A 1,322-nucleotide genomic window follows, 5' to 3' on the forward strand; every position below is an offset into this window, starting at 1 on the left:
GGGTCTTCCCCAATTCAAGTGGGAACGTAGCATTTCCCACCTTATTTAATTATCGTTCATCATCATAATTCATAGTAATGAAAAACAATGGACGAAGCCTCTCTTTACGAACACATTCTTGGTATTTCAAAGCCCTGGTTTGTCGAGCATATTGAGCTCATTAAGGACACTGTGCACGTTTATGTTTGCTGCGATAACAATCTAAAACTGAGCTGTCCAGCCTGCGGTAAACAGTGCAGTCGGTATGATGCCAAGCCGCGTACCTGGCGGCATTTAGATACTTGTCAGTTTCAAACCATTGTTCATTGCGATGTGCCACGAACGGATTGCCCTGAGCACGGAGCCTTGCAAATCGATGTACCATGGGCGCAAAAGAAAGGGCGCTTTACGCTCATGTTTGAAAACTTAGTGATAGATTGGCTAAAGGAACTCAGCATTAACGCAGTCGCTCGGCGCTTCAACCTGAGCTGGAATGCAGTCGATCGAATCATGAGGGATGCCGTAGAAAGAGGGTTACGCTTACGTAAAGAGCCGGACATCAAACATCTGTCGGTTGATGAGGTAAGCCGCAAGAAAGGACATCGATACGTAACGGTCATATCGAACCAGCAGGGTCAGGTGATTAATGTTCAGAGCGGTAAAGATAAAGACGGTTTAATCCGTTTCTACCAAGGTCTGACACAGACTCAGCTAGCGGCTATAGAAACGATCAGCATGGATATGTCACCCGCCTATATTCACGCCACTTTAGAGCAAATACCCGATGCCAAGAAGAAAATCTGTTTTGATAAATTCCACGTCATTCAAGACTTAAACAAGGCTGTTGATGGTGTTCGCAAAACCGAAATGACGAATATTGCGATAGATCATCGCAAGTCCCTGCACCTATCCAAGTACATCTGGATGCGTAATGAGAAAAACCTGACAGAAACGCACCAGCAGATTAAAAGTCAGCTCAGCAAAGTAGCAATTAAGACGGCAAGAGCCTGGGCCATTCTCCAATACGCCAAAACGCTTTGGGGTTATAGCTATGCAAAGTCAGCAGAGAAAGCATGGATGAAATGGTACAGCTGGGCAACTAAAAGTCGACTTACACCAATGAAGACCGCTGCAAAGTCGATCAAGGAAAAACTGTGGGGAATCATTAACGCCATCGTAAAAAACCGAACCAATGCAATGGCAGAAAGCATCAATGCAAAATTAAAAATAATAAAGGTAAGAGCGAAAGGATTTAGAAGTGAGACACGCTACAAAACCGCGATAATGTTCTATCTGGGTGGACTAACTCTGAAACATTAACCCACCGTAAAAGGTGAAGACCC

1 protein-coding gene is annotated in these 1,322 nt (G+C 44.5%); it reads left to right on the top strand.

The window, feature by feature from the left end; translation table 11 throughout:
* The first annotated feature begins 87 nt into the window (after nucleotides 1–87).
* Nucleotides 88–1,299 (top strand): ISL3 family transposase, encoded by a 1,212-nt coding sequence (locus BCF53_RS19095; protein ID WP_132704371.1) that lies wholly within the window; start codon nucleotides 88–90, stop codon nucleotides 1,297–1,299.
* The last annotated feature ends 23 nt before the right edge of the window (nucleotides 1,300–1,322 follow it).

It is taken from the genome of Reinekea marinisedimentorum (genome assembly GCF_004341165.1).
In the GTDB taxonomy this organism is placed as follows: domain Bacteria; phylum Pseudomonadota; class Gammaproteobacteria; order Pseudomonadales; family Natronospirillaceae; genus Reinekea; species Reinekea marinisedimentorum.